This is a genomic window from Mesorhizobium sp. CC13 (assembly GCF_039907765.1).
Lineage (GTDB): Bacteria > Pseudomonadota > Alphaproteobacteria > Rhizobiales > Rhizobiaceae > Aminobacter.
In genome coordinates this window covers 100,270-121,963 of record NZ_JARDJI010000014.1, presented here as the reverse complement: position 1 = coordinate 121,963, position 21,694 = coordinate 100,270, and the positions used below count along the sequence as shown (strand labels likewise).

Sequence of the window (21,694 nt, the reverse complement as noted above, 5' to 3'; positions counted from 1 at the left end):
TGATCATCAAGCTCTTGAAGACCACAAACGTTGAGCAAACAGATCGAAATCCGGTCCAGTTCCGATAGGCATTACCTAAAATTGATCCAGCCAATATCGACCAGAGCCAAATCGTCTTGGAAGGAGTGTAAATTTCCCAGCGCTGCCACGCCGCACTTGTGTCGGCCGGCTACTTCCTCGCCGCCTCGCGCGGCCTGCCGCAGGGCGTCGCCAATTTCTATGCCGCCGATCTCTGGCCGGGGCTCCTGCTTTAGGTGGTCGCTTCGCTCGCCTTCGTCATCGTGCATGCGCTCGCATGGTCAGGGCGTTCGGGAGGGGTGGGGGCGGGGGCCGTATTTGGCGGCGGCCGTGCTGATGGCCGTACCGCCCTTCGGCATCACCGGTTCGGCGCATCCGGTGACGGCCGCCGGCGTGCTGTTTCCGGGATGGGGATGATGGGGTGTCGCTGCGACTACCGCCGGCCTCGCGACGATGACATCGCGATATTGGCCGGCTGCCGCCCTCGCCTTGGGAGGCTTATGGCTCTCGTCCGCCGCAACGTGGACACCGCAGTTCTACCGCATGGATGGAAAGGTGTCGACCTGGAACAGGGTTGGAAACTATCACACGCCTTCCCACCGGCATGCTCCGTCGGCGAACATCGCAGCTGGCGGAATCGGAAGCGTCAGGAGCAATTCCAGTCTCGGTCTTGAAGTGAAGTGACCCCGTGCAACATCAAGACATAACTTATTGGCTATTGCTCTCCGAGGAGGTTAGTCCCAAGCAAAGATATTTGATCTCAAGATAGTCATCCAACCCGTATTTGGATCCCTCCCGGCCCTGTCCGGATTGCTTCATGCCGCCGAAGGGCGCGACCTCGGTCGAGATAAGGCCGGTGTTGATGCCGACCATACCGTATTCCAGCGCTTCCCCGACACGGAAGACACGGGAAAGATCGTTCCCATAGAAATATGCCGCAAGGCCGAATTCGGTGTCGTTTGCGAGGTCGATCGCCTGCGCCTCGGTCTCGAAGCGGAAGAGCGGAGCGACCGGGCCGAAGGTCTCCTCGCGGGCCACCTTCATGCCAGGCGCCACGTCCGTCAGGACGGTCGGCTGGAAGAACAGGCCGCCTCGTTCATCCGGTTTGCCGCCGACCGCCACTCGCGCACCCTTCGAGACCGCATCGGTTATATGCGCCTCGACCTTTGCCAGGGCCTTTTGGTCGATCAGGGGGCCCGCATCGACAGCGTCCTCGAAACCGTCGCCGACCTTCATCTGCGAAACGCGGGCGGCCAGCTTTTTCGCGAAGGCATCATAGACACCGGCCTGGACATAGAAACGGTTGGCGCAGACGCAGGTCTGACCGTTGTTGCGGTATTTCGCGATCATCGCGCCTTCCACGGCCGCATCGAGGTCTGCATCGTCGAAGACGATGAACGGGGCATTGCCGCCGAGTTCCAGGCCGAGCTTCATGATCTGGTCGGCGCCCTGCCGCATCAGAATGCGCCCGACATTGGTCGAACCCGTGAAGGTCAGTTTGCGGACCTTGTCGTTCGACGTGAATTCCTTGCCTACCTCTAGGACGTCCGTCGTGAGAATAATGCTGAAGAGGCCGGCAGGAACGCCGGCGCATTCGGCAAGGCGCGCTAAGGCCAGCGCGGAGAGCGGTGTTTCAACGGCGGGCTTGGCAACCATGGCGCACCCCGCGGCCAGCGCCGGCGCCAACTTGCGGGCGAGCATGGCATTCGGAAAGTTCCAGGGCGTGATGGCAGCAACGACACCGACCGGCTGCTTGACGACCATGATGCGCTTGTCGCGCTGGTGGCCCGGGATCATGTCGCCATAGGCGCGCTTGGCTTCCTCGCCGAACCATTCGACATAGGACGCGCCATAGAGGATTTCGCCGCGCGATTCCGCCAGCGGCTTGCCCATTTCCATGGTCAGGATCGTCGCGAGATCATCGGCATGGGTGACTATGAGGTCGTGGAGCGTGCGCATGATGGCCGCGCGCTCCTTGCCCGTCCGCTTCGCCCATTCCTTCTGGGCGACGTAGGCCGCGTCGATCGCACGAGCAGCATGCGCTCGGCCCATGTTCGGAAGGGTTGCGATCAGCTCGCCGGTGGACGGATTGAAGACGTCGAATGTATCCGTCGCATCGCCGCAGCCAAGCCATTCGCCGGCAACAGGGGCGCGATCCGTCGCAAGTGCAGGGTCGTTCAGCTTCGACAGTAGGTGCTCGGAAATTGCCACGGTTCAGACTCCCGGCCGGAGAAATGAGGTTATGCGAAGGCGTGCGCGGACGCGGTATCAAAGGTGAGCCAGGCTTGCTCGCCGCGCGCGAGGCTCGAAATCGCCTCATGACCGAACGGCAGGCGCACCGCGAGGTCGACGCCAGCAGGCGTCGCGGTGCTAACCTCGACGTTGTTGCCAAGGAAAGTGATATCCCGCACCGTCACGGCAATACCCGACGAGACCGAGACGCGCGACAACGAGAGGCGCTCCGGGCGCAGCATCAGTGATGCCTTGCCGTTCGCTGCCGATGCCCCGTGCAACGGCACGCCTTCCACGACAGCGCCATCGCCCAGCGAGAGTTTTGCTTTGCCGGCATTGCTTGCAACGACAGTCGCGTCGAGGAAGTTGCTGTCGCCGATGAACCCCGCCACGAAGCGGGTCGCCGGGTTGGAATAGAGCTCCGGGCCGGTCCCAATCTGGTCTATCTCGCCCTCGCTGAACACCCCAATGCGGTCCGACAGGCGCAGCGCCTCTTCCTGGTCGTGGGTGACGTAGAGGATGGTCACGCCCGTCTCGTGATGGATACGGCGGATTTCGAACTGGATTTCCTCGCGCAGCTTCTTGTCGAGCGCGGACAGCGGCTCGTCCATCAGGAGGACGGGCGGGTTGTAGACAAGCGCGCGGGCGAGCGCCACGCGCTGCTGCTGGCCGCCGGACATGAGCGCCGGCATGCGATCCTCGAAGCCTTCGAGGCGTACGAGCTTCAAGGCGGCTTGCACGCGTTCGGCAACCTCGGCCTGCGGGCGGCGACGGATGCGAAGCGGGAACGCCACGTTCTCGCCCACCGATAGGTGTGGGAAGAGCGTATAGCGCTGGAACACCATGCCGATATTGCGCTTGTGCGACGGCGTCGACAGGAGGCTCTGGCCTTTCAGCAGGATGTCGCCGCCCGTCGGATCCTGAAAGCCGGCGAGGATGTAAAGGGTCGTCGACTTTCCCGAGCCGGACGGGCCGAGGAAGGTCATGAACTCGCCCTCGGCGATATCCATGCTGACATTCTTGACGGCGGTCACCGCGCCATAGGACTTGCGGATGCCGCGAATGCTAAGGAAGGGCTGGATCATGCTTTTCGTCCCTTGCGGAAGAGTGCTGCGACGATCATCAGGAGGATGGTGAAGGCAATAAGCAGTGTGGACGCGGCCGCGATGACAGGCGTCAGGTCCTGCCGCAGCGTCGACCAGATTTTTACGGGAAGGGTCTGCAGCGTCGGGCTCGCCATGAAGATCGCCAGCACAACCTCGTCCCAGGAGGCGAGGAAGGAGAAGACGGCGGCGCCGAAGATGCCGTGGCTGATCGCCGGGACCGTAACGCGCAGCCGAGCCTCCCAGGGATTTGCCCCGCAGAGGATGGCGGCATCCTCGATCGAGCGGTCAAAGCCTTCGAGTGCGTTGCCGATCGAGATGATCGAGAAGGGCAGCGCGATCAAGAGGTGAGCAATGACGAAGGCGATGGTCGTGCCGGCAAGGCCGAGCTTTAGGAACAGAGCGTAGAGCGCGACGGCGAGAACTACGACGGGCAGGATCATCGGCGTCAGGAACAGCGCGCGCAGCATATCCCGGCCGACAAACCGGCCACGGTCGAGACCAAGCGCGGCGAGGAAGCCGATCACGACTGATAGTACCGTGACGATCGCCGCGATCTTCAGGCTCGTCAGTGCCGAATAGAGCCAACGCGGATCGGCGAAAAGATCCTGATACCATTTGAAGGTCCAGGAGGGCGGCGGGAAGATCAGCCATTGCGAGGAGCCGAACGAGAGCGCCGCGATGAAGACGATCGGCAGGATGAGGAAGATGCACACCAGCGCCACGAGAGCGATGAGGAAGGTTCTGAGACCGCCGAGTTTGTCGAAGTCGAGCAGCACGTCTACTTCCCCCGAGCCGGATTGAAATAGCGCAGCTGGACGGCGTAGAGCGCAAGGGTGACGACGAGCAGCACCAGCGCGGCCGCTCCCCCCATGCCCCAGTTTACCAGCGACTGGACGAACTGCGCCACTAGCTCCGCAAGCATCATGTTGGAGGTGCCGCCGAGGAGCGCCGGCGTGACGAAATAGCCTAGGGACATGACGAAGACCATCAGCGCGCCAGCGGCGATGCCGGGCAGCGAGAGCGGCAGCAGGACGCGCAGGAAACATTGCATCTTGCCGGCGCCGCAGAGCGCGGCGGCCCTCAGGATCGCCGGATCGATGGAGCGGATCACACCCATCAGCGGCAGGATGACGAAGGGCAGCATGATATAGGTCATGCCGATCGTGACGCCGACGAGGTTGTTGACGAGCGCCAGGGGCTTGTCGATCAGCCCGAGCCCCATCAGCGTCTTGTTGATGACGCCGGTGCGTTGGAGCAGGACCATCCAGGCATAGGTACGGGCGAGCAGGTTCGTCCACATCGACAGAATGATGATCGCCAGCACGATGCGGGACCACCGCTCGGGCATGATGGCGAGCAGCCAGGCGACCGGATAGCCGACGACGATGGAGACGAGCGTGACGACGCCGGCCACCATGAAAGTGTTCAGGAACACGCGCAGATAGGTCGTCGAACCGAGAAGCGCGGCATAGTTCTGCAGTCCCGGTTCGGGCTCGAGCACGCTGCGCATAAGCAGCATGAGCACCGGCACGATGAAGAAGAAGGCGATGAGCAGCAGTGCCGGCATGAGGTAGCCGAGCGTACCCTCACGCTTTGTATTGACGGCGCCCTTCGCTACCGTAACAGCCATGGTCGATCATCCAGTGGATTGGGAAGCGGACCGGCAAACGCCGACCCGCCATCGTCTTGGGAGACGGTCTTACTTCGCCTGCCAGGCGTACCAACGGGTGCCGATCTCATCACGGTGCTGAGCCCAATAGCTCATGTCCGCGTTGACCTGGGTGTCGGCCTGCATGTCAGGAAGCGACTTGCGCAGTTCCGCATCCATCAGGGTGTTGGATTCGAGGTTGATCGGCGCATAGCCGGTTGCGGTCGCGAATTGGGCCTGGGCCGAGTCACTGGTCGCCTGCGCGATGAACTTCATCGCCGCATCCTTGTTCTTGGCACCCTTCGGCACGACGAGGGAGTCGGCGGCGGTGATGTTGTTGGTCCAAGATGTCTCGACGGTGACGCCGGTTTCGGCGAGTGCCGTCAGGCGGCCATTCCAGAACGAGCCGAACGGCGCTTCGGCAGACGCGAGAAGCTGCTGCGACTGCGCGCCGCTATCCCACCAGACGATGTCAGCTTTGATGCTATCCAGCTTCTTGAAAGCCCGGTCGAGATCGAGCGGGTAGAGCTTGTCGGCGGGCACGCCATCTGCCAGCAGCGCCGCTTCGATCACGCCCGGAGCGGACCACTTGTAGAAGGTACGCTTGCCGGGAAACTTCTGGGTGTCGAAGAGTTCCGCCCAGGTCTTCGGGCAGGCCTCGACCGCATCCTTGTTGCAGCCGATCACGAAGGAATAATAGAAGCTGCCAACCGAATAGTCAGTGACGAAGCGCGGATCGAGCTTGGTCTTGTCGATGACAGAAAAATCGAGCTTTTCGAGGAGGCCAGCATTGCCGGCCTGCACGGCATAGTCGCCCTCGACATCCACGACGTCCCAGGTCACATTGCCGGCTTCGACCATAGCTTTGATCTTGCCGTAGTCGGTCGGGCCGTCCTGCGTGACGGCGACATTGCTGCTCGCGGTGAAGGGGTCGGCCCAATAGGTTTTCTGGGCATCCTGCGTGGTGCCGCCCCAGCTGGTGAAGACCATCTCCTTTGCGGTAGCGCTTTCGGCAAAGCCGAGGGCCGTCATAAGTAGTGCGATTGCAATGCTGTTTTTCATGTTTCCATTCTCCCAGTTCAGTTGGTTCGGTCGTCAGATCGGCGCGCTGCCTCCAAGTGGCGGGAAGGCGGCCGGGCTCATGATCTTGTTGCCCGCAGTGACGATTAGGTCGCGGATCTTCGGCAGGAACGCCTGCCATTCGGGGTCGCTGGCGAGGCGCGCACGACGCGCCTGCCGGTCGTCGAGACTCTCGAAGCTCCAGATGTGGACGATCTCGTTGATCGGCCCGATTTCCGAGGAGAAGTAGCCGACGGGATTGCCGAGATGCTTCTTCTGGATCGTAGTGCCGGTTTCGCCGACCACCTTGAGGTATTCGGGAATGCCACCGTTCTTCAGCCGATAGGTGCGGATCTCGACAAACATCGCCGTCACCGCATCACGAACGGATCGGGGATCGGGTCGTCGGAGGTCCGAAGCCACACGGTTTTCGTCTTCGTATAGTCGAGCGCGGCGGCAAGGCCTCCCTCGCGCCCCTGCCCCGACTGCCCGTATCCGCCGAAAGGCGCGACGGGCGAGACCGCGCGGTAGGTGTTCACCCAGACGATGCCGGCGCGGATGCGCTTGATCATGCGGTGGGCGCGGGCAAGGTTGCGCGTGAACACGCCGGAGGCGAGCCCATAGGGCGTGGCATTCGCAAGCCGAACCGCCTCCTCCTCGCTCGTGAAGGAGAGAACAGAGAGCACCGGCCCGAAGAGTTCGGTTTCCACCGAGGCGGCGGAGACGCCATCGCAGTCGAGAATGGTGGGGACGTAGTAGAACCCGTTCCCCTCACCTGCCCGGCCGCCGGTCACCAGTTTTGCACCCGCCCCCAGCGAGGCGGCAACGACCGCCTCGATATGGTCGCGCTGCCGGTGCGTGCAGAGCGGCCCGACTTCCGTCCCCATGTCGAGCGGCGAACCAATGCGAACCGCTTCGGCCTTCGCCTTCAGGATAGCGAGGAACTGATCCTTTACCGAAGCCTCGACGATGAGGCGCGAACCCGCCACGCAGCTCTGTCCCGTCGCGGCGAAAATGCCGGCGACCTGCGCATTGGCGGCGCTTTCCAGATCGGCATCGGCAAAGACGATGAAAGGTGACTTGCCGCCGAGTTCCAGCGAGGTCGTGGCGAGGTTTTCCGCCGAATTGCGCACTACGGCAGCGGCCGTCGCCGGGCCGCCGGTGAAGGCGATGTGGTCGACACCGGGGTGGCGGGTCAGCGCGCTGCCGCAGGTCGGGCCGAACCCAGTGAGGATGTTGACGACACCCGCCGGGAAGCCCGCCTCATGCACGAGCCGCGCAAATTCGAGGAGCGGCGCGGGACCGTCTTCCGAAGCCTTGACTACCAGCGTGCAACCGGCAGCGAGCGCCGGGCCGATCTTCACCGCCGAGAGGAAAAGCTGACTGTTCCACGGCACGACCGCCGCCACGACACCGATCGGCTCACGCCGCGTCCAGACATCCATGTCCGCCTTGTCGATGGCGAGCGTCGCGCCCTCGATCTTGTCCGCAAGGCCGGCATAGTAGCGGTAGTAATCCGCGACATAGGCGATCTGCGCGGAGGTCTCGCGGATGATCTTGCCCGTATCGCGCGTTTCAAGCTCGGCCAGTTTCCGGGCGTTGGCCTGCACGAGATCGGCAAGCCGATAGAGCAGCTTGCCCCGCGCCGTCGCAGTTATCGACGGCCATTCGCCATTCCAGAGGGCGCGCGCCGCAGCCTTCACGGCGCGATCGACGTCATCTTCCCGCGCTTCGGGCATCGTTGCCCAGACCACGCCTGTCGCCGGATCGACACTCTCCAACCGGGCCACACCGTCCTCGAAAATTCCATCTATGTATTGCTGGAAGTTCTGCATGACGGCCTCACCGGAATGCCGGCATGACGTCGGCGATGAAGCGTTCGAGCGACGCCTTCTTGCGTGCGAAGCTCATGCCGGTGTCGATCCAGAAGGAATATTCGTCGTACCCAAGGCCCTCGTAGACATTCAGGCGCTTGATCACCTCGTCCGCCGTGCCGATCGGCATGTTCTCACGCATCTTCTGCGGCGTGAGGTTGGGATTGGCGGCAAGTTCTTCTTCGCTCAGCCGGTCGATGAGGCCCTGGCTGATCGGACGCTCGTTCTTGAACCAGGCGAAGAAGTAGTTGTAGTAAGTGCTCACTTCCTTTGCCGCCTGCTCGATATCGGCCTCGTCGGAACCGACATACGTGTGCAGCAGCAGCATGATCTTTGGCCGCGGCATGCCTGTCGCCTTTTCACAGGCCGCGTCGAAGCGCTCCATGAGGCTTGCGATTTCCGCCTCGCCATTGGCCAGCGGCGTGCACTGCACGTTACAGCCATTGGCGACGGCGAATTCATGGCTGTTCGGATCGCGCGCCGCGACCCAGATCGGCGGATGCGGCTGCTGTGCCGGCTTCGGCGCGGAGGTTGTCTTCGGGAATTTCCAGAACTCGCCGTCATGCGCATAGTCGCCGGCCCAGAGGCCCTTTACGGCCGGGATCAGCTCGCGCATCCGCTGGCCCGCGCCCCAGGGGTCAAGGCCCGGCAGGAGGCGCTCATATTCGAAGCTATAGGCGCCGCGCGCGATGCCGACATCGAGGCGCCCGCCAGTGATGATATCGGTCATCGCCGCTTCGCCGGCAAGCTTGATCGGATGCCAGAACGGCGCGATGACCGTGCCCGTGCCGAGGCGCACATTCTTGGTGCGGCGTGCGAGGTCGGCGATGTTGACGAAGGGGTTCGGCGCGATGGTGAAATCCATGCCGTGGTGCTCGCCGGTCCAGATGGCATGCATGCCGCCCTTGTCCGCGATCTCGCACAGCGCGATGAACTCTTCGTAGAGTTCCTGATGGTTCTGGCTGGCATCCAGCCGCTCCATGTGTACGAACAGAGAGAATTTCATGCTTCACCCCTTTGCGGCCACGGCGTGCACGCGGCCCTTTTCCTGATTTCCGAAATAGACGCCGAAATTGCCGAGCGTGCTTTCCTGGGCAAAGCGCCGGACGAGTTCGCGAACGGCGCCATCGGCGACGTCATTGGTCGGCAACGCCTCCAGCGGAAAGAGCCGCCCGGCCTTGAGGACGCCCTCGCCCAGGCTCGCGCGATAGACGACGTGTTGGCGCCCCGTCTTCGTATCCTCATAGACAGAGTAGAGTAGGCCCGTCTGGAGCGCCGGGCCGAAATCGGCAGCGACATGTGCCTCCAGCGCTTCCATGCCCTCGCGTTCGGCCTTCTCGACGAACGGCAGCGTCCAGCCGCCCTTGCCGTCATCGACCAGCAGGATCGCGCCATCACGCTCGGCAACAGTACCCAGCAATAGGCTGCCATCGGCGTTCGCCAGCAGGCTCTTCTCGGCGAGCGCCGGCGTGAAGTAACCGCCGCGGGCGTAGCCAAGCCCCGTCTTGCCGCTGTTGTCGAAGCCCTCGACCCGGCCGAGGAGAATGACATGGTCGCCAGCATCAACGACCTCGTGCATCGCACAGTCGAACCAAGCGGCGACGGCATCAAAGACGGGTGAACCGAACGGACCGGCCTGCCACTGAACGGCGGCGAAGCGATCCTCGACGGGGCGCGCAAAAGTATTGGAAACGTCTTTCTGTCCTTCCGACAGGATATTGACGCCAAAGCCCCTGGCACGCGTCAGCGTCGCATAGTTGCGCGAGGTCTTGGCAAGGCACACGAGCAGCAGCGGTGGGTCCAGCGAAACGCTGGTAAAGCTGTTGGCGGTGAAGCCAATCGGCGATCCCGCATCGTCAACGGTCGTGACGACGGTGACGCCGGTCAGGAATGCACCGAAGGCGTCACGCAAGGCTCTCGCGTCAAATGTCATTCTCCACCTCCCAATGAAGCCAGTCGATGAGCGCCGCGTTCACCGCCTCCGGCGCCGTGAGGTTCACCATGTGGCGGTGACCCTCAATGACGACGGCCCGCCCGCGCGGCGCGGCGGCGGCCATTTCTCGCGCCATGTCCACGGTCGAATTAAGGTCGCCGTCACCGGTTAGGAACAGCGCCGGGCACGCTACGTTCTGCCAGCAATCGGAGTAGACCGAATCCCCGGTCGCAAAGGCCTGGTAGGCGGCAGCATAGCCCGCCGGATCGACCGCATGCAGCAGGTCGCGGGTGAGAGCATAGGCCTCGCTCCGGCTTTCCTCGCCCGAAAACCACCGGGAAAGCGGCGCCTCCCGGTCGAAATTGCCCGAGACGATCTCGTCGGCCCGTGCTTCGACCGCCTTGCGGGCCGCAGCGCTGCGGCGGTGGACGCCGTTGAGCAGCGCCACCCGCTTCACCCGGTCGGGCGCGGTGGCCGTAATGCCGGTGGCGATCAGCGCCCCCATCGAATGGCCCGCGACATTGACCGGGCCTGCGGCGATCTCGTCCAGGGCTTTCTCGAGCCATTCGACGAAGTGGGCAAGACGCGACGGCTTGCCGAGCGGCTCCGAGCGCCCGTGGCCAGGAAGATCGACGGCAATGACGCGGAAATTCTCTGCAAGCTGGTCGATCTGCGGCGCCCACGCCTCGAGCCGCATGCCGACCCCGTGGACGAGGACGACGGTCTCGCCGCCCCGGCCCCGGTCGAGATAGGCCGTACCCGAGGGCGTCCTAGACCGCTGCAGGGTTTGCAACATCGTGGCCCAGCTCCTTGAGGTCCTGGTAACGGTCGCCGATGCGGTGATGCGGCCGGCCGCCGATCGACGCGCCGAGCGCCACGACGATCTCGTCGGCGGCTGGCGCATCGGGAATGGCACACTGGATCGTTAGGTAGTGCGAGCGGCGGCCCTCGTCGTTCTTGTCCATCAGCGGGATCATGATCGGCGCATTGGCCGGGCCGCGCGTGTTGCAGAAAGCGAGATAGGACTTGGCGCCGACGGCCGTGCGGTAGTGGTTGCCGAAACGCAGCGTGTGGATCAACGCCGAGGCGTGCTCGACCTCGCCATCAAGGCCGACGACGGCCGATTTCCCATAGGCCTCGACAGCCTCGCCCGAACCGGCCGTCTCGATGACCATGCGCGTCAGCGTTTCGCCAAGCACCGGCGCGACGGCATGGATTTCCGGCCGCAGGTCCTCGACGAAGCCGCGCCCCGCCCAAGGGTTTTTCACAATAGCCATGGCCGCAATGAGCTTCAACGGCACCGCCGCCTCCCGGCCGCCTTCGATGAGGGTTGTCTCCACATGCAAGAGCGTCTTGCGAATGATGGCTGCCACGAAATCCTCCTGTCAATCGAACTGCTCATATGTTGGTATACCATCTTACAACGTGTCAAGACCTTGTGCGGCCTATTTTTTGGGGCTATCAAAAGCCATGATTAAGAACGCCGAAAACCTCGCGGCCCTCCGCATCGAGACCCCGCCTGCCACACTCCGGGAAATCGCGCTCGACCGGCTGCGCCGCGCCATCATCAGCGGGCTTTTCGAGCCGGGCGAGCGGCTGGTCGAGCGTACGCTCTGCGACCAGCTCGGCGTCTCGCGCTCGGTAATTCGCGAAGTCATCCGCCACCTGGAGGCGGAGGGGCTGGTGGAGATGCTGGCCGGGCATGGCCCGATCGTCGCGCGGCTCGACTGGAAGGATGCGCGGCAGATCTACGAGATTCGCGCCGCGCTGGAGGCGACTGCCGTCGCCGATTGCGCGCGTTCTGCGGATGCGGGCGTGAAGGCGCGGCTGCGCGCGGCGCTGGCGGAGCTGGACCGCACCTCGCGCCAGAATTCGCCCCCCGGCATCCTCGACGCGACGACGGAATTTTACCGGATTATCTTCGAGACGAGCGGCCACAACATCGCCTGGGATATCGTCAGCCGGCTAAACAGCCGCATCTCGCGACTGCGGGTGATGACGCTCTCGACGGCGAACCGCACTGTCTCGGGACCTGCGCAGATCCGAGAAATCTTTGCCTTTATCGAGAAGAACGACCCAGATGCGGCGGCGGCGGCCTGCCGGCACCATGTCGCTGCCGCGGCAAAGATCGCCGAGGCCCTTCTTGGCAAGGCGCTATAGGCGGCAGCCGATCAACCTCCATGCAGAGGGAGATGTCTACACGCCTTATGCGGCGAGCCAGACGGGTTCATAGGCGACCTCCCAGTTGCTACCGCTTTGATCTTTTTCCTGCGTCACCCGCTTGACCGTGTCGGCGGCGAGTTTGGCGATGCGGATGCCGGCCCGTGTCGAGCCGGTGAACGAGACCATGTCCACGTCCGGATGCGAGACGAGCGCCTCGCCTGTCGTCGGCCCGTCGCCCTCCACAAGATTGAACACGCCCGGCGGCAGGCCGGCTTCATCGATGGCTTCCGCGAAAAGGCGGGCGGCTTCCGGGGCGATCTCGCTGGGTTTCAGCACCATTGTGCAGCCCGCGGCGAGCGCCGGCGCGATGCAAACGATCTTCACTAGCGGCCAGTTCCATGGCGTGATGAGGCCGGGCGCGCCGATCGGCTCGCGCAGCACCCGCCCCGATCCGGGCCGGACCTCGAATTCACGGAGATCGCGAGTTCCAGATGGCGCAGCGCCACCGGCACCTCCCGGCAATAGGCGATCGGAATACCGACTTCGGCGGAAATGCTATCGGCAAAGGAAGCACGACATCACCTGGACAGGACCCGCCAAGGCAGCCTGCGCTTGTTCGCGCCGGCGTTCAATGAGAGCCATAAGCCCTTCGGTGTCGCCTCCTTGCAGGCGATGCAGGCTGATCTTGTCGGCCGTCGGTGAGTGCAGCGCTACAAGCCAAGCCGACTTGCTAAGAATTCCAGTGCCACGAAAATCGTGGCAGTCTTCTCGCCGACGGGCGGCAGAGCAACGGATGAGAGATCCATGAGACGTCTCCAGGGTTAGGATGTCGGACCCCGAAACCTTACCTGAGTTCCGCCGCCCGTCGCCTCATGGGATCTCTTTTCCGGCCGCCGCCTGCTGGTGGACGCGGACCAGGGTGGTGTCGAGCATCAGGTACTTGTTGTCTCGATCCTTGATCAGCTCGGCGAAGACCTTCTCCCAGACCCCCGCCTTGGCCCAGCGGGTGAAGCGGGCGTGAACACTCTTCCACTTGCCGTAGCGTTCCGGCAGATGCTGCCAGTAGGCCCCGGACCGGAGCACCCACAAAACTCCGTTTACGAACAACCGGTTATCCGCGCCGGTCCGACCGGGATCGGTCGCCTTGCCCGGTAGCATCGGTGCAATCCGAAGCCAATGCGCCTCGTTTAGCTCGTAGTAGCGCTTCACTCCCATCAACCCGCTCCGAATCAGCAAATCCGGAACGCATTGATTCAGCTTCCGTCAGTCCTGGGAATCTGGAGGGTTCTGTGAGGTCCGGGTGCTGGTGGGGCGTGCTGGCTCGGCTGCGGACCTCATTGAAGCCGGATTGAACGAAGGCGCGGATGAGTTCTCGCGGCCGCTATGGGGAATGTTCAAGCCGGAGCGGTTGTCGGCGGTGGCTGCGGCCGGCGCAGACGTCGAGGAGATCGTATTGGAGCGAGTCGAGTGCGGCCGGAGCTATAGCCTGAAGGGTGTGCAGAGCCGTGGACGCGGCATCGGGACGACTGCGTCTGCGCCCTGTCTGAGCGTGTCGGCGGATGTCAGTGATGATCGCGGCGGCAGTCATGAGGGCTCAGGAAGTATCGCATCGGAAGATCGGGGCCACGCTCCCGAGGCAGTCGGAGCCGGCTGGCAGATAGCTCGTCACGCGAACGATCCCACCGCAGATCGGACAGGCCGGAGCCTCGCGGTCAGAGGTCGCCTGCCCGAGCGTCACGCCGTAGAAGAACCGCAGGGCGCACACGACTGGTTCAGCGCCGGCCACGAGATGCCGGTCGAACCCAACGACGTGTGGGCGATGGACTTCGTTCACGCCAGTTCGCGACGGGCAAGAAGATCCGCGTCCTGACGGTCGTCGATACGTTCTCGCGCTACGTGCCGGTGCTCGACCCGCGCTTCAGCTACCGGGCAGAGGATGTGGTCAGGACACTGGAAAAGGTCTGCCCCAAGATCGGCTATCCGAAGACGATTAGGGTCGATCAAGCTCGGAGTTCGTCTCCCGTGACCTCGATCTGTGGGCAGGTTTTCACCGAGACCGACACTTGCTGATCGTAGAGATTTGAAGCCTGCTCCCGCAACCACCGATGAAGACACTCCCGCGAGCCCCGCTCCGGGAGTGTTTTTGTTTGGACTAGCGGCCTGCCGCCCGGTCCAGTTCACGATCGTGCCCAACTCCCCATACAGCGTCGCGTCGATCACGCCGCGCTTCGCTCCGCGCTTCGCGCCAGGCGTCAGCATGATCTTCTCGATCAGCGCAGCGCCGCAGTGGCTTCCGGCCGGTCGTCCGGATGGTTCAGCGCCTCGGTCAACTGCGCGACCTTCCGCGCATAGAGCACCGCCACGCTCGGCAAAAGGTCCGGCATGTCCTGCGGCGTGCCGTCAAGCAGACCCGCCAGTTCGGCCTTGCGCGCCTCGAGCGCATCCATCTCCATCTTCATGCTGTCGTGGAACATGCCGGCCTTGATCGCCTCGATGATGCCGCGGATCTGCTTCTCGATCTTCCACCAGTTCCGCCTTCCAGGCGTCGGCATTGGCGCGGCGCTCGCGGTTGAGCCGATTTGTCTCCTCGGCAAAGGTGCGCATCGCAGCCGCGGCCGCCTCCGGCGCCATCATCCGGTGCCTGAGACCGGCAAGCACACGCTGCCAGTTCGCTCCGCGCAATGGTGCGCCTGTTCGGACAGGAGCAGTTGCTGATGTGGCTGGAGCAGGCGAAGCGGTCGACACTGCGCGGCGAATAGGGGCCGCCGCAGCAGCGGCAGTAGACCAGGCCAGACAGCAACGACTTCGGCCGTCGGGCGACGCTCAGCCGGTTGCGGCTGTAGTGGGCGCGGATGGCCGACCAGGTTGACGTGCCTGTCGGCGATCTCGCCCCGGCGTGCCTTGACCCGCCTGCCAGAGCTCGTCGTCGACGATGCGCAACTCCGGTACCTCGGTGACTATCCGTTCGTCTTCCGGGTTCAGGCGCGACACCCGCTTGCCGGTCGTCGGATCCTTCACATAGCGCTGTCGGTTCCAGACCAGGCGGCCGATGTAGAGTTCATTGTTGATGATGCCGGTGCCGCGCCGGACATGGCCGCGGACCGTGGTGTCGTTCCACAGCGTGCCCGCGGCCCCTGGTCGAGGCCGAACCTCCGAGAAACTGTGTTCCCAGAAAGCCGGTCAGGGCCGGCTCCACCCAGCCTTGACCCTGACCGGCTCCGCCGGATCGGCTCCAATGCAATGAAGCTGTCCGGCAAACTGTCCAACAAAGGCGTCTATCCGACCGGGAAAATCGCATGTGGCGTCATCTGGCGACCGATCTGCATCAGGTCGTCGCGCGCCGAGCGGATTTGCGGCCAGGGAAAGGCCGAAAGATCTTCCCACGCCTCGCCGTTGCGTATCACCGCATCGAGCTTGCCTACGACGCCCGCGAGCGACACGGCGGGCGTCTGCGACAGTGCCTCCAGCAGCGCCTCGACCCGCTCGTAGGCCTCGCGCTCGGCCCTCAGCCCCGCGAAATAGCCGATCTCTGTCGCCGCAGCCTCGAAACAGGCCTGCCGTTCGGCAAGCTCGGCTTCCGCCCTGGCGCGGATCGCCGCCATGTCCGTCCGCGCGCCGACAATCCGGTCGAGGGCTTCCTTGGAGCAGACGACGATCTCCTCGCCGCCAGGAACCTTGACCACCGTCCACAGAACCTCGACCCGCTCGGCAAGCTCTGCCTCCAACTCCTGCTGCCGCCGGCACAGCCGCTGCGCCCGCTGATGCGCCGCCGCCCACTCCCGCCACAGCGCCAGCGCCGGGTCGGCGGTCGCATCTATCGTCGCAGCGCTGCGCGCCGACGCCTTGCGGCCAAACGCCCATCCGGTCGCACCAACAACCCATCCCGTAAGCGCCACCCGCCGGGTGACGCGGGCCAAACTCATGCTATGGTCGGAATCAGCCATGATCCGAGCTCCTCAACAGCTTAGGTTATGGTCAGGCCAGATGCGGTGCTGGAACACCGTGTCTGGCCGTTCTCGACATTGAGCCGAGCTACTTTTTTTGATACGAAAAGATCATACGAAAATGATCCAAAAGGATCAAGTAGATTTCATTACCACCGGACAGATGAGAGCTGCTCGTGCGCTTATTGGACTTTCGCAAGAGGAGTTAGCTGCTCTATCTGGGGTTTCAATCCCCACCCTGAAGAGGTGCGAAAGCGACAGTGAAAATGCACCGATTGTCTCAACGCGGACGCGGACCAAAATCTGCCTTGCATTGATAGCCGCAGGCGTTGAATTCATTCCTCAGAACGGTGGAGGGCCTGGTGTTCGGCTGGCTCGTAGCTGAGAATTGAAGAGACCCTGCCCGCCAAATTGACAAGGTTGACCCCTTCCAATCGTTTCCACCATGCCTGATGAGCAGTTGCAAGCACTGCCGGGGTAGGCTTGAATATATTGAGGGGCTGGACACCAGCAGCGGAAAAGACCGATCCAACACAATGGCGTTCTGAGGGGGATGTCGATGAAGGTGAGCCTTTTTGGGATATTGCTCGTCGCACTTTTGGCAGGCTGCCAAACACCATATCAAGAAATGGGAGCGACTGGAGGGGTGGTCGCAATGCCGATAACCAACGATACTTACCGTATTTCAACGCGTGGAAACGGCTTCACCGACCCTACGGTTGTCCAAGACTACAGCTTGCTTAAGGCCGCAGAAATTACGCTCCAGAGCGGCAATACCCACTTTGTTATCCTCGGCAGCCAGGATGCGACCAGACGAGACTACGGGCGGACGCCGGGTACCATGCAGACGAACGTCTACGGCAACACGGCGTTCACGACCTACAACCCAGGCGTCACCTATGACATCGTGAAACCAGGGCAGGATCTGCTAATTCAGGTTGGCAAGGTTTTGCCGGGCCAGCAGGCTCCAGCTGGAGCTTTTCCTGCTCAGCAAGTTTACGACAACATCAACCCGAGAGTGTTGAGGCCCAAGAAGAAAACTTAGCGGCCTAGTGTGCGGAGCTCCGTACCGTCCTGCCCTTTCATTCCCTTTGACTGAGCATCTGGCGAAGCGCTGTGGGAATTAACCACTCCTTTTGCCGATGTATCATCCGGTGACAATTGGAGCAAACGAGCACCAAGTCACCAAGACGTGTCTTGCCTCCGTCCACTAGGGTGTGGAGGGGCTGCAAGTGATGCACCTCGATGAAGCCTTCGCCATGAGGCCCACAAGAGGCGATCTCCGTCTCGTTCAATCCTTATTGCCCTCGCCTCCACCCGGTTCGGCGATGCGAGGCTTGTTGTCATTGGCAGCGGTTCTCAGCCGCTCGAAGTCTGCCCGGGCCATCTGCCGTCCGATCAGGCGAGCGATGTCGAACACCATTGTGTCCAACCTCACCCAGGGCGCTATGTCCTCACCGCTCTCTGCCTCGGCTTCCGGCCTGTCGTTCTTGGCCGGTATCTTCCCGTCTTGCGGGCCTTGGCTGTCGTCTTCCATGCCGCATTCCGCCTTGCTGTTTCGAGACACAAGCATGAAGCGGGGTGGAGCTCAGACAGTGAAGACGCAGATCGAGGTCGTGCGGCGATAGCGAAGTGTCGACGGCGTATAGGACGGGCCTCTCAAAGCAGCCGCACGGACTACGCCGCCTGCAAAGCTTTCTGCCTGCGGAGCAGGGTCGATAACCAGAAGGTAAGCCCAGGTCATAGACTCCAGACCAAATCATGAGGTTTGCGGCGTAGGCGATGACTTCGTTGCGCAGCATGGAGGTCAAGAACCGAGAGCTTGGCCCGGTCGCCGCTATCTGCAGGTGAGAACAGCTCAAGCCACCTTAAATGGTGCGTCATTATTTCAGGAAATACTAACATATGATTTTGAGCAAATTTGCGTTCTTACTGCGCTTGCATTCCGCTTGGAAAATTCGGAATAGTTGCATCGGGGCTAAAATTCGCGTGGGCGGGCGTGGATACGGGGATTTCGGGAGCGGCTGGCTTGGACAGCGGCGTCATATGCTTGACGCTGATCGCGCAATATTTGCGGCGGCCGGTAGATGCCGAAGTCGTCCGCCATGATCTAGGCCTCGTGGTCGGCCGGGCATCCAGCCAGGACCTGGTGCGAGCGGCCAAGCGGCTGAAGCTGAAGGCGAGGATCGTTCAACCGTCCCCTCATCGCCTCGAGCGGATTCCCTTGCCCGCCATCGTCGAGAAGAAGGACGGGAGCTTCGCTGTGCTCGCGGCGCTGTCGGCGGAAAAGGTCCTGCTGCAGGACCCCTTGGTCGGCGCGCCGCAGGAACTGTCCCGAGCCGAATTCGAAGCCCTATGGAGCGGCCACGCCATCCTGGTCACCAGCCGGGCCTTCGCCGACGGCTTTGCCCGGCGTTTCGATTTTTCCTGGTTCATCCCCGAGATCATCCGCTATCGCTGGATCTTCGGCGAGGTGCTGCTCGCCTCATTCTTCGTGCAACTGCTCGGGCTGATCTCGCCGATCTTCTTCCAACTGGTCATCGACAAGGTGCTCGTCCACAACGGCCTGACGACGCTGCAGGTGCTGGTCGTGGGCCTCGCCGCGGTCTCGCTGTTCGAGGTGCTGCTGACGGCGCTGCGCAGCTATACGACGGTGCACACGACGAGCCGCATCGACGTTGCCCTTGGGGCCAAGCTGTTCCATCACCTGCTCGGCCTGCCCATCGCCTATTTCGAGGCGCGCCAGACGGGCCAGACGGTCGCCCGCGTCCACGAGCTCGAAAACATCAGGGCATTCCTGACCGGTTCGGCCCTGACGGTCCTGCTCGACGTCTTCTTCCTCTTCGTCTTCCTGGCCGTCATGTGGCTCTACAGCCCGTGGCTGACATTGATCGTCATCGTCTCGATGCCCGCCTATGCGGCGCTGTCTGTGGCGGTCACCCCGGAGATCCGCCGCCGCATCGAGGAGAAGTTCAACCGCGGCGCCGAGAACCAGACCTTCCTGGTCGAATCCATCGTGGGTGTGGAAACCTTGAAGGCGATGGCGGTTGAGCCGCAGATGCAGCGGCGCTGGGAGGACCAGCTCGCGGGCTATGTCAGCGCCGGCTTCCGCACGGCCAATCTCGCCAACATCGCCAACAACGCGGCCCAGCTGATCAGCAAGGCGGTCATCGTCGCCACCATGTGGTTCGGCGCCAAGGCGGTGCTTGCCGGCGACATGACCGTCGGCCAGCTCGTCGCCTTCAACATCATGGCGGGCCGCGTCTCGGGACCGGTGCTGCGCCTCGCGCAGCTCTGGCAGGATTTGCAGCAGGTCAGGATATCGGTCGACAGGCTGGGCGACATCCTCAACGCGCCCGCCGAGATCACCGGAGCCGGCGGCCAGGGCTCGCTGCGCAAGATCGCTGGCAACGTGGCCTTCGACCATGTCAGCTTCCGATACCGCCCGGGCGAGCGCGAGATCCTCTCCGACGTGTCGTTCCAGGTTCAGGCGGGCGAGATCATCGGCATCGTCGGCCCGTCCGGCTCGGGCAAGAGCACCGTGGCCAAACTGCTGCAGCGTCTGCATGTGCCGGAGCGCGGCCGCGTCCTGGTCGATGGCGTCGATCTCGCCCTCATCGACCCGCGCAGCCTGCGCCGCCAGATCGGCGTGGTGCTGCAGGAGAACGTCCTGTTCCGGCGCACGGTGCGCGAGAACATCGCGCTCGCCGACCCGGCGCTGCCGCTCGACCGCGTCATCGAGGCGGCGAAGCTTTCCGGCGCGCACGACTTCATCCTCAAGCTGCAGTCGGGCTACGACACCGTGCTCGAGGAACGCGGCGCCAATCTCTCCGGCGGCCAGCGCCAGCGCATCGCCATCGCCCGCGCGCTGGTCACCAACCCGCGCATCCTGATCTTCGACGAGGCGACCAGCGCGCTCGACTACGAATCCGAATATGTGATCCAGCAGAACATGCGCCGCATGGCGCAAGGGCGCACGGTGTTCATTATCGCCCATCGCCTGGCGGCACTTCGCGACGCCACCCGCATCGTCACCGTCGAGGCGGGCCGCATCGCCGAGCAGGGCACGCATGACGAGTTGCTTGAGCGCGACGGCCGCTATGCCCAGCTGCACCGGCTGCAGGCCGGCCATCAACCGATGGCGGCGGAGTGATCGCCATGGGGCGCTACTGGGATGCGATGAAGGCAGGCGTGGCGCGGGAAAGGGACAACAGGCGGCCGTCGCTCGACCGCAACGAACGCGAGTTCCAGGCCGCCGCCATCGAAATCCTGGAGACGCCGGCCTCCCCGGCCGCCCGCGTCTTCTCGGCCATGATCATGGCCTTTGCGGTGGGAGCACTCGTCTGGTCGTGGTTCGGGCGCGTCGAGACCACGGCCAGCATCCAGGGCAAGATCGTGCCGGTCGGCAAGGTGCAGGTCGTCGAGCCACTGATCACGGGCCGCGTCAAGGCGATCCATGTGAAGGCGGGCGATCAGGTCGACGCGGGAGACCTCCTCGTCGAGCTCGACCCCGCCGAGCAGGTCGCCGAGCGCCGGAAGCTCGCCGGCAGCCTGGCGGTGGCGGAGGTGTCCGCCGCAAGGCTGCGCGCCATCGTCAAGGCGGTTGCCGAGAACATCCCAACGGCCGAGGCCGGCTTGGCGCTCCCAGCCGAGGCACCGCGCGAGCTGGCCGAACTGCAGCTGCTGCAGATGCGCCAGTCTCTATCCGCCTACCAGGCCGAGCAGGCAAGCTTCGAGGCCGACATCGCCCAGAAGCGGGTCGAGATCGAGCGGGGCTGGAAGACGCTTGCCGAGCGGCGCAAGCTGGTCAGCCTCACGGGCGAGCGGCTCGGCGTCTATCTCGAATTGGAAAAGCGCGGCGTCGGCGTAAAATCCGACACGATCGACGCGCGCCAGGGCGAGCAGGACCAGCTGATGGCAGCGGTGGCCGAAGAAGGCCGCATCGCCGAGCTGGAGGCGACGCTCAAGTCGCTGGCTGCCCGCAAGCGCGAACGCCGGGAGGCCTATCTCGACCGCATGACCAACGAACTCGTCGACATCGACCGCACCACAGGCATCCTGCGCCAGGACCTTGCCAAGGCCGAGCTGTTCGAACGCGCCAGCGTGCTCGCCTCGCCGGTCGCCGGCCGCGTCCAGCAGGTCGAGGTCACAACGCTCGGCGACGTGGTGCAGACCGGGCAGCAGCTGATGGTGGTGGTGCCCGACGGCACGGCACTCGAGATCGAGGCGATGCTGCTCAACAAGGACAAGGGCTTTGTCCGCGAGGGCCAGGAAGCCCGCATCAAGCTCGAGGCCTTCCCCTTCACCCGCTACGGCACGCTCGACGGCAAGGTGGCGACCGTCTCCAACGATGCCATCCCGGTTGGTGCCTCCGTCACCGCGGGCAACGGCGGCGCTGCCCAGGGCACGGCCGGGCCGCTGGTCTTCCCGGTCCGCATCGCGCTCGACCAGACATCAATCCGCGCCGACGGCAGCGATGTCCCGCTCACGCCGGGTATGTCGGTGACCGCCGAGATCAAGACCGGGAGCCGGCGCGTGCTGCAGTTCCTGCTGGATCCACTTATGGAGGTGAAAGATGAAGCGTTCCGTGAGCGGTAGATCTCGTGCCCACCCGGGGGCGTGGGCATATGGCCCTTCTCGCCTAACGTTAAGTTAAATATAATTACGAGATCGCAGAGATGACATCATTTAACGGAAATCAAAATAATGATCACTTC

22 protein-coding genes and 4 pseudogenes are annotated in these 21,694 nt (G+C 63.5%); 7 read left to right on the top strand and 19 right to left on the bottom strand.

What is annotated here, in order from left to right; translation table 11 throughout:
• Positions 1-131: 131 nt before the first annotated feature.
• Positions 132-593: pseudogene (locus PV773_RS18250) on the top strand (nitrilase-related carbon-nitrogen hydrolase); the annotation flags it as partial.
• A 133-nt stretch (positions 594-726) separates the two neighbouring features.
• On the opposite strand, the gene PV773_RS18245 reads toward PV773_RS18250, so the two are convergent.
• From PV773_RS18245 to PV773_RS18195, 11 genes are all read right to left on the bottom strand, one after another.
• The gene (locus tag PV773_RS18245; RefSeq protein ID WP_347967711.1) at positions 727-2,229 is read right to left on the bottom strand and encodes an NAD-dependent succinate-semialdehyde dehydrogenase; all 1,503 of its coding nucleotides are present in this window, start codon (positions 2,227-2,229) and stop codon (positions 727-729) included.
• Positions 2,230-2,258: 29 nt separating this feature from the next.
• Positions 2,259-3,335, bottom strand: a complete 1,077-nt coding sequence (locus tag PV773_RS18240; RefSeq protein WP_347967710.1) for an ABC transporter ATP-binding protein — start codon at positions 3,333-3,335, stop codon at positions 2,259-2,261.
• Positions 3,332-4,132, bottom strand: coding sequence for an ABC transporter permease (locus PV773_RS18235; RefSeq protein WP_347967709.1), 801 nt, complete (start codon positions 4,130-4,132; stop codon positions 3,332-3,334). Before PV773_RS18235 ends, PV773_RS18240 begins: the two co-directional genes overlap by 4 nt.
• A 2-nt stretch (positions 4,133-4,134) precedes the next feature.
• Positions 4,135-4,986, bottom strand: coding sequence for an ABC transporter permease (locus PV773_RS18230; RefSeq protein WP_347967708.1), 852 nt, complete (start codon positions 4,984-4,986; stop codon positions 4,135-4,137).
• Positions 4,987-5,055: 69 nt separating this feature from the next.
• Complete coding sequence (locus tag PV773_RS18225) at positions 5,056-6,066, bottom strand: ABC transporter substrate-binding protein (protein WP_347967707.1); 1,011 nt, start codon at positions 6,064-6,066, stop codon at positions 5,056-5,058.
• A 33-nt stretch (positions 6,067-6,099) separates the two neighbouring features.
• Positions 6,100-6,429 (bottom strand): NIPSNAP family protein, encoded by a 330-nt coding sequence (locus PV773_RS18220; RefSeq protein ID WP_347967706.1) that lies wholly within the window; start codon positions 6,427-6,429, stop codon positions 6,100-6,102.
• Positions 6,430-6,434: 5 nt separating this feature from the next.
• Positions 6,435-7,898 (bottom strand): aldehyde dehydrogenase, encoded by a 1,464-nt coding sequence (locus PV773_RS18215; RefSeq protein ID WP_347967705.1) that lies wholly within the window; start codon positions 7,896-7,898, stop codon positions 6,435-6,437.
• Positions 7,899-7,905: 7 nt separating this feature from the next.
• Positions 7,906-8,943 (bottom strand): LLM class flavin-dependent oxidoreductase, encoded by a 1,038-nt coding sequence (locus PV773_RS18210; protein WP_347967704.1) that lies wholly within the window; start codon positions 8,941-8,943, stop codon positions 7,906-7,908.
• A gap of 3 nt (positions 8,944-8,946) precedes the next feature.
• A complete protein-coding gene (locus PV773_RS18205) occupies positions 8,947-9,870 on the bottom strand; it encodes a flavin reductase (protein ID WP_347967703.1) in 924 nt (307 codons plus the stop codon).
• A complete protein-coding gene (locus PV773_RS18200; protein ID WP_347967702.1) occupies positions 9,860-10,666 on the bottom strand; it encodes an alpha/beta fold hydrolase in 807 nt (268 codons plus the stop codon). Before PV773_RS18200 ends, PV773_RS18205 begins: the two co-directional genes overlap by 11 nt.
• A complete protein-coding gene (locus tag PV773_RS18195) occupies positions 10,641-11,243 on the bottom strand; it encodes an amino acid synthesis family protein (protein ID WP_347967701.1) in 603 nt (200 codons plus the stop codon). Before PV773_RS18195 ends, PV773_RS18200 begins: the two co-directional genes overlap by 26 nt.
• Before the next feature lie 97 nt (positions 11,244-11,340).
• On the opposite strand from PV773_RS18195, the gene PV773_RS18190 reads away from it, so the two are divergent.
• Positions 11,341-12,030: a GntR family transcriptional regulator gene (locus tag PV773_RS18190; protein WP_347967700.1), complete on the top strand. Its 690-nt coding sequence runs from the start codon at positions 11,341-11,343 to the stop codon at positions 12,028-12,030.
• A gap of 105 nt (positions 12,031-12,135) precedes the next feature.
• On the opposite strand, the pseudogene PV773_RS18185 reads toward PV773_RS18190, so the two are convergent.
• Positions 12,136-12,596: pseudogene (locus PV773_RS18185) on the bottom strand (aldehyde dehydrogenase family protein); the annotation flags it as partial.
• 319 nt (positions 12,597-12,915) lie between these two features.
• A pseudogene (locus tag PV773_RS18180) lies at positions 12,916-13,242 on the bottom strand (IS5 family transposase); the annotation flags it as partial.
• 592 nt (positions 13,243-13,834) lie between these two features.
• Between PV773_RS18180 and PV773_RS18175 the strand changes: the two are divergent.
• A pseudogene (locus PV773_RS18175) lies at positions 13,835-14,075 on the top strand (transposase family protein); the annotation flags it as partial.
• Between the two features lie 228 nt (positions 14,076-14,303).
• Here the strand turns inward: PV773_RS18175 and PV773_RS18170 are convergent.
• From PV773_RS18170 to PV773_RS18155, 4 genes are all read right to left on the bottom strand, one after another.
• Positions 14,304-14,585 carry a hypothetical protein gene (locus PV773_RS18170; RefSeq protein ID WP_347967719.1) on the bottom strand — a complete coding sequence of 94 codons (282 nt, stop codon included), beginning with the start codon at positions 14,583-14,585 and terminating at the stop codon, positions 14,304-14,306.
• Positions 14,489-14,833 carry a recombinase zinc beta ribbon domain-containing protein gene (locus tag PV773_RS18165; RefSeq protein WP_347967699.1) on the bottom strand — a complete coding sequence of 115 codons (345 nt, stop codon included), beginning with the start codon at positions 14,831-14,833 and terminating at the stop codon, positions 14,489-14,491. The genes PV773_RS18170 and PV773_RS18165 overlap by 97 nt, the downstream gene beginning before the upstream one ends.
• A 23-nt stretch (positions 14,834-14,856) precedes the next feature.
• On the bottom strand, positions 14,857-15,153 hold the full coding sequence (locus PV773_RS18160) for a recombinase family protein (protein WP_347967718.1): 297 nt from the start codon (positions 15,151-15,153) through the stop codon (positions 14,857-14,859).
• Positions 15,154-15,308: 155 nt separating this feature from the next.
• On the bottom strand, positions 15,309-15,977 hold the full coding sequence (locus tag PV773_RS18155) for a hypothetical protein (protein WP_347967698.1): 669 nt from the start codon (positions 15,975-15,977) through the stop codon (positions 15,309-15,311).
• A 121-nt stretch (positions 15,978-16,098) separates the two neighbouring features.
• Between PV773_RS18155 and PV773_RS18150 the strand changes: the two genes are divergently transcribed.
• Positions 16,099-16,362 carry a helix-turn-helix domain-containing protein gene (locus tag PV773_RS18150; protein WP_347967697.1) on the top strand — a complete coding sequence of 88 codons (264 nt, stop codon included), beginning with the start codon at positions 16,099-16,101 and terminating at the stop codon, positions 16,360-16,362.
• A gap of 174 nt (positions 16,363-16,536) precedes the next feature.
• The gene (locus tag PV773_RS18145; RefSeq protein WP_347967696.1) at positions 16,537-17,022 is read left to right on the top strand and encodes a hypothetical protein; all 486 of its coding nucleotides are present in this window, start codon (positions 16,537-16,539) and stop codon (positions 17,020-17,022) included.
• Positions 17,023-17,059: 37 nt separating this feature from the next.
• Here the strand turns inward: PV773_RS18145 and PV773_RS18140 are convergent, their stop codons facing one another.
• The gene (locus PV773_RS18140; RefSeq protein WP_347967695.1) at positions 17,060-17,272 is read right to left on the bottom strand and encodes an HNH endonuclease; all 213 of its coding nucleotides are present in this window, start codon (positions 17,270-17,272) and stop codon (positions 17,060-17,062) included.
• Positions 17,269-17,514 (bottom strand): hypothetical protein, encoded by a 246-nt coding sequence (locus tag PV773_RS18135; protein WP_347967694.1) that lies wholly within the window; start codon positions 17,512-17,514, stop codon positions 17,269-17,271. Before PV773_RS18135 ends, PV773_RS18140 begins: the two co-directional genes overlap by 4 nt.
• A 462-nt stretch (positions 17,515-17,976) precedes the next feature.
• Here PV773_RS18135 and PV773_RS18130 point away from each other — a divergent pair, with 462 nt between their 5' ends.
• Positions 17,977-20,130 carry a type I secretion system permease/ATPase gene (locus PV773_RS18130; protein ID WP_347967693.1) on the top strand — a complete coding sequence of 718 codons (2,154 nt, stop codon included), beginning with the start codon at positions 17,977-17,979 and terminating at the stop codon, positions 20,128-20,130.
• A gap of 5 nt (positions 20,131-20,135) precedes the next feature.
• Positions 20,136-21,575, top strand: coding sequence for an HlyD family type I secretion periplasmic adaptor subunit (locus tag PV773_RS18125; protein WP_347967692.1), 1,440 nt, complete (start codon positions 20,136-20,138; stop codon positions 21,573-21,575).
• The last annotated feature ends 119 nt before the right edge of the window (positions 21,576-21,694 follow it).

Coding starts and splice junctions, on each gene's coding strand:
- PV773_RS18125 (WP_347967692.1), top strand. CDS start 20,136: ATGGGGCGCTACTGGGATGCGATGAAGGCAGGCGTGGCGCGGGAAAGG.
- PV773_RS18210 (WP_347967704.1), bottom strand. CDS start 8,943: ATGAAATTCTCTCTGTTCGTACACATGGAGCGGCTGGATGCCAGCCAG.
- PV773_RS18205 (WP_347967703.1), bottom strand. CDS start 9,870: ATGACATTTGACGCGAGAGCCTTGCGTGACGCCTTCGGTGCATTCCTG.
- PV773_RS18220 (WP_347967706.1), bottom strand. CDS start 6,429: ATGTTTGTCGAGATCCGCACCTATCGGCTGAAGAACGGTGGCATTCCC.
- PV773_RS18225 (WP_347967707.1), bottom strand. CDS start 6,066: ATGAAAAACAGCATTGCAATCGCACTACTTATGACGGCCCTCGGCTTT.
- PV773_RS18200 (WP_347967702.1), bottom strand. CDS start 10,666: ATGTTGCAAACCCTGCAGCGGTCTAGGACGCCCTCGGGTACGGCCTAT.
- PV773_RS18215 (WP_347967705.1), bottom strand. CDS start 7,898: ATGCAGAACTTCCAGCAATACATAGATGGAATTTTCGAGGACGGTGTG.
- PV773_RS18150 (WP_347967697.1), top strand. CDS start 16,099: ATGATCCAAAAGGATCAAGTAGATTTCATTACCACCGGACAGATGAGA.
- PV773_RS18135 (WP_347967694.1), bottom strand. CDS start 17,514: ATGGAAGACGACAGCCAAGGCCCGCAAGACGGGAAGATACCGGCCAAG.
- PV773_RS18230 (WP_347967708.1), bottom strand. CDS start 4,986: ATGGCTGTTACGGTAGCGAAGGGCGCCGTCAATACAAAGCGTGAGGGT.
- PV773_RS18190 (WP_347967700.1), top strand. CDS start 11,341: ATGATTAAGAACGCCGAAAACCTCGCGGCCCTCCGCATCGAGACCCCG.
- PV773_RS18145 (WP_347967696.1), top strand. CDS start 16,537: ATGAAGGTGAGCCTTTTTGGGATATTGCTCGTCGCACTTTTGGCAGGC.
- PV773_RS18155 (WP_347967698.1), bottom strand. CDS start 15,977: ATGGCTGATTCCGACCATAGCATGAGTTTGGCCCGCGTCACCCGGCGG.
- PV773_RS18240 (WP_347967710.1), bottom strand. CDS start 3,335: ATGATCCAGCCCTTCCTTAGCATTCGCGGCATCCGCAAGTCCTATGGC.
- PV773_RS18170 (WP_347967719.1), bottom strand. CDS start 14,585: ATGCCGACGCCTGGAAGGCGGAACTGGTGGAAGATCGAGAAGCAGATC.